Source organism: Streptomyces albidochromogenes (genome assembly GCF_005981925.1).
Classification (GTDB): Bacteria; Actinomycetota; Actinomycetes; order Streptomycetales; family Streptomycetaceae; genus Streptomyces; species Streptomyces albidochromogenes.
In genome coordinates, this window is record NZ_VBVX01000434.1 from 1 (window position 1) to 4,293 (window position 4,293).

Here is a 4,293-nt window from a genome sequence, read left to right on the forward strand (position 1 = left end):
GTCTCGGGGTGCGGGCCGGCCGGCCCGGGTGCGCGGGCGGTCGCCCTGGGGGCGGGCGGGCCGGCCGGCCCGGTGCGCGCGGCCGGCCCGGGTGCGGCGGGGCCCGTCAGCGGCCGATGCGGGCCACCGGGGCGTCCACCGAGTTGCGGTCGATGGTCAGGCGCTTGCCGCCGTGCTTCTCGCTGACGTTGCCCGCGTACTGGTGGATGCGGCGGTGCGGGGCCCAGGCGTGCCGGGGCAGGACGCGCTCGGCGTACAGCGCCGGCTTGCCGTTCCAGCGGGCGAACCACATCACCGACGGCAGGTCCGTGACCCCCGCCTTGCGGGAGCGCTCCATGTGCCGCACGCCGGACTCCGCGCTGCTGTAGAACCCGGGCAGGTAGGCGTGCTTGCGCACCTCGCGGTTCCAGCCGCGGACGAAGTCGAGCGTGGTGCGCGCGCAGCGGCGGTCGCCCTCGTCGTACGCCTCCATGTCGAGGTAGAGCGCGCTGCCCGCGAGCATGCCGTGGGCCTTCGCCGCGCTGACCGCGTCCCGCCCCTCCTTCCGGCCCTGGCGCCAGGGCGCGCGGCCGATACGGACGTGGCGCTTGTTCTTGGCGCGTACGCACGGGGACTGCGAGCCGACGAAAGCGGGCAGGACCCGCCAGCCCATGCGGTCCACGTCCGCCACCCACTGCTTGCTGAGGTGGCGCTGGTGCGGGCAGGCCCGGCCGCGGCCGCCGAAGTACACGGCGACACCGCGGTACGGCGAGGCACGCCAGGCGCGCAGCGTGGAGACCGGCGGGGCCTGGCAGGTGTCGAACGCCCGGCCGCGGAACGTCACGGTCCGCGCCGCCGGCGCGTCGGTCCGCGCGGCGGGCCGCACCCCGGCCGCCTCCCTCGCCTCCGTCCGCTGGGGAAGGGCCAGCACGCCGATCACGGCGGCCAGCGCGAGTCCATGTCCGATGAGCCTCTTTAGGTACGGGTACATGAGGGAGAGTGAACGGGTCCCCCGGCGCACCGACGCGCTTCACACTCCGCAGTCAGCCATCCGCGCCGAGGATCAACCCGGACGTGGGAACGCCGGTGCCCGCCGTCACCAGCGACCGGGCGGCGCCGGGTACCTGGTTCACCGACGTGCCGCGCAGTTGTCTGACCGCCTCCGCGATGCCGTTCATGCCGTGCAGGTACGCCTCGCCGAGCTGCCCCCCGTGCGTGTTGAGCGCCAGCGCGTCCTCGGCGACGAAGGCGGCGCCCTCCCCGGGCCCGCAGAAGCCGAACTCCTCCAGCTGCATCAGCACGAACGGGGTGAAGTGGTCGTAGAGGATCCCGACGTCGATGTCGGCGGGCCGCAGGCCGGAGGTGCGCCACAACTGCCGTGCCACCACGTTCGTCTCGGGCAGGCCGGTCAGGCCGTCGCGGTAGTAGCTGGTCATCTGCTCCTGGCCGCGCCCCGCGCCCTGCGCCGCCGCGGCGATCAGCGCGGGCGGGTGCGGCAGGTCCCTGGCCCGCTCGGCGGAGGTCACGACGAGCGCCTGCCCGCCGTCGGTCTCCTGGCAGCAGTCGAGCAGCCGCAGCGGTTCGACGATCCAGCGCGAGGCGGCGTGGTCGGCGAGGGTGATGGGCTTCCCGTAGAAGTACGCGGCCGGATTGCGGGCGGCGTGACGGCGGCCGGTGACGGCGACGTGGCCGAGGGCGTCGGGCGTGAGGCCGTACGCGTGGAGGTAGCGCTGGGCGGCCATGGCGACCCAGGAGGCGGGTGTGAGCAGCCCGGACGGCAGGTTCCAGCCGAGGGCCGCTCCCTCGGCGGACGGCTCGCGGTGCTGCACGCCCGCCCCGAAGCGGCGGCCGGACCGTTCGTTGAACGCCCGGTAGCAGACGACCACTTCGGCCACCCCGCTCGCGACGGCGAGGGCGGCCTGCTGGACGGTGGCGCAGGCCGCGCCGCCGCCGTAGTGGACGCGGGAGAAGAACGACAGCTCGCCGATGCCGGCCGCCTGGGCGACGGTGATCTCGGGGCTGGTGTCCATGGTGAAGGTGACCATGCCGTCGACGTCGGCGGGGGTCAGACCCGCGTCCGCGATCGCGGCCCGTACCGCCTCCACGGCCAGCTTGAGCTCGCTGCGCCCCGAGTCCTTGGAGAACTCCGTCGCCCCGATGCCGACGATCGCCGCCTTCCCGCCGAGTGTGTCGGCGCCGCGTACGCTCACGAGTCCTCCTCCCGGACGCTGACGGTCACCGTGCCGGTGACGTGGTGGCCGAGCCTGTTGGCGCCGACGATCCGCACCTCGGCGGTGCCGTCCGGGCCGAGCGCGGTGACGGTTCCGGTGAGCACCATCGTGTCGCCGGGGTAGTTGGGGGCGCCGAGGCGGATCCGGACGGCGCGCAGGCGGGCGGCGGGGCCGAAGTGGTCGGTGACGTACCGGCCGACGAGGCCGTTGGTCGTCAGGATGTTCATGAAGATGTCGGGCGAGCCCTTCGCCCGCGCGGCCTCGGCGTCGTGGTGCACGTCCTGGTAGTCGCGGGAGGCCACGGCGCCCGCGACGATCAGGGTGCGGGTGACCGGGATCTCCAGCGCCGGCAGCGTGTCCCCGGCCTTCATCGCGCCTCGCCCTCCTGCCGCTGCCCCGAGCACAGCGCCCGGCCCAGTTCCTCCAGTACTTCGCCGCCGCTCCCGAGATGCGAGTCGAGCTGACGCCCCCACAGGAAGTGCCGGTGGACGGGGTGCTCCAGGTCGGCCCCCGCCCCGCCGTGCAGGTGCTGCCCGGTGTGCACCACCCGCTGCCCGGCCTCCGACGCCCACCAGGCGGCGGTGAGGGCGTGCGTGGCGAAGGGCAGCCGCTCGTCGTGACGCCACGCGGCCTCGTACGCGGTGACCCGGATCGCCTCGATGTCCATGTACGCGTCGGCGGCCCGCAGCAGCACCCCTTGATTGGCCGACAGCGGCCGCCCGAACTGCTCCCGCTGCGCGGTGTGGGCCACGGCGCGGGCCAGGGACCCGGCGCACACCCCGGCCTGGAGTCCGGCGAAGGCGACCGCCAGCAGCCCGTACACGCACGTCGCGGCGATCGGCACCTGCGCCGTCGTACGTCCCTGCTCCTCCAGCAGCAGCACCAGCCCGAGCAGGCCGGTCTCCTCCACCGAGGCCACGAGCCCCGCCGCGCACAGCGCCTTCCACAGCTCGGCGTCCGTGCCCGTCCCGGCGGCGGCCAGCCGGTCGTGTGTCGACAGGTCCGCGAAGATCCGCGCGGCCAGGTCCCGGGCCGCCCGCTGCTCCTGCGTGGGCGTGAAGTCCATCAGCCCCGCCCCCGTCGCCCGCCGCCGTCGCCCGTTGCCGCCCGGAACACCGGAAGCTCCCACTCCCCGTCCACCCGCACGAACTCCGCCCGCACCGGCATCCCGATCCGCACCTCCTCGTACGGCACCCCCACGACGTTGCCGACCATCCGCACCCCCTCGACGAGCTCGATCAGCGCCACGGCGTACGGCGGGTCGAAGGCGGGGAACACCGGGCGGTGCACGACGACGTACGAGAACACCGTGCCCGCCCCGCTCGCCTCGACCGCGTCCCACTCCTGCGCCCCGCAGCGCCCGCACCCCGGCAGCCAGGGAAACCGCAGGGCTGCGCACCCCGCGCACCGCTGGATCAGCAGCTTGTGCTCGGCCACCCCGTCCCAGAACCCGGCGTTGTCCCGGTTGACGACGGGCCGGGGCCGCTTCCCCCGGCCGTCACCGGCGCGCCGCGCCGCCGGGACGTACTTGAGGATGCGGAAGCGATGCGTCCCGGCCGGCTCCCCCTGGGCGCGGACGTCCGTGCGGGTCGTGACGAAGTACCCCGTGCCGAGCCTGGTCGTCTTGCGCGCGGAGACGGACTCGATCACGGCGTCGAAGGTGATCCGGTCCCCCGGCCGCAGGTCCCGCACGTACTCCTGCTCGCAGTCCGTCGCGACCACCGAGGTGTACCCGGCGCCGTCGAGCAGGGCGAGCAGTTCGTCGTACGCCTGCGACCTGCCCGTGTGCCCCGACAGGCCGCCCATCGTCCACGCCTGGAGCATGGTCGGCGGGGCGATCGCCCCGGAGCCGCGGTACGCCGCCCCGGTGTCCCCCATCGCCTCGCACCAGTGCCTGATCATCGGCTCGTTGACCGGGTCCTTGCCGACACCCGCCACGGCCGCGGGACGTCCCTCGAACCCCTTCAGCACCGCGTACAGGCCGGCCGGCTCCGCACCCGTCGCCCGGTCCGCGCTCATCGCCGCCCCCTCGGCATGCCGAGCCGCGTCGTCGCCACGATCTCGCGCTGCACCTCGCTCACCC

At 74.7% G+C, this 4,293-nt stretch carries 5 protein-coding genes; all 5 read right to left on the reverse strand.

From position 1 onward, the window contains the following. Nucleotides 1-106 precede the first annotated feature (106 nt). Genes E2E34_RS31835 through E2E34_RS31855 form a run of 5 tightly spaced genes read right to left on the reverse strand, consistent with a single transcriptional unit; the run spans nt 107 to nt 4,229 of the window. Nucleotides 107-970: a DUF1906 domain-containing protein gene (locus tag E2E34_RS31835; RefSeq protein WP_138905319.1), complete on the reverse strand. Its 864-nt coding sequence runs from the start codon at nt 968-970 to the stop codon at nt 107-109. A 52-nt stretch (nt 971-1,022) separates the two neighbouring features. Continuing rightward, nucleotides 1,023-2,189, reverse strand: coding sequence for a lipid-transfer protein (locus E2E34_RS31840; protein ID WP_138905320.1), 1,167 nt, complete (start codon nt 2,187-2,189; stop codon nt 1,023-1,025). Continuing rightward, nucleotides 2,186-2,581 carry a MaoC family dehydratase gene (locus tag E2E34_RS31845; RefSeq protein WP_138905321.1) on the reverse strand — a complete coding sequence of 132 codons (396 nt, stop codon included), beginning with the start codon at nt 2,579-2,581 and terminating at the stop codon, nt 2,186-2,188. The genes E2E34_RS31840 and E2E34_RS31845 overlap by 4 nt, the downstream gene beginning before the upstream one ends. Next, nucleotides 2,578-3,276 carry an acyl-CoA dehydrogenase family protein gene (locus E2E34_RS31850; RefSeq protein WP_138905322.1) on the reverse strand — a complete coding sequence of 233 codons (699 nt, stop codon included), beginning with the start codon at nt 3,274-3,276 and terminating at the stop codon, nt 2,578-2,580. The genes E2E34_RS31845 and E2E34_RS31850 overlap by 4 nt, the downstream gene beginning before the upstream one ends. Further along, complete coding sequence (locus tag E2E34_RS31855) at nt 3,276-4,229, reverse strand: bifunctional MaoC family dehydratase N-terminal/OB-fold nucleic acid binding domain-containing protein (protein WP_138905323.1); 954 nt, start codon at nt 4,227-4,229, stop codon at nt 3,276-3,278. The genes E2E34_RS31850 and E2E34_RS31855 overlap by 1 nt, the downstream gene beginning before the upstream one ends. Nucleotides 4,230-4,293: the final 64 nt, after the last annotated feature.

Excerpts from the sequence above, each read along its gene's own strand:
- E2E34_RS31835 (WP_138905319.1), bottom strand. The coding sequence starts at position 970 with ATGTACCCGTACCTAAAGAGGCTCATCGGACATGGACTCGCGCTGGCC.
- E2E34_RS31845 (WP_138905321.1), bottom strand. The coding sequence starts at position 2,581 with ATGAAGGCCGGGGACACGCTGCCGGCGCTGGAGATCCCGGTCACCCGC.
- E2E34_RS31850 (WP_138905322.1), bottom strand. The coding sequence starts at position 3,276 with ATGGACTTCACGCCCACGCAGGAGCAGCGGGCGGCCCGGGACCTGGCC.
- E2E34_RS31855 (WP_138905323.1), bottom strand. The coding sequence starts at position 4,229 with ATGAGCGCGGACCGGGCGACGGGTGCGGAGCCGGCCGGCCTGTACGCG.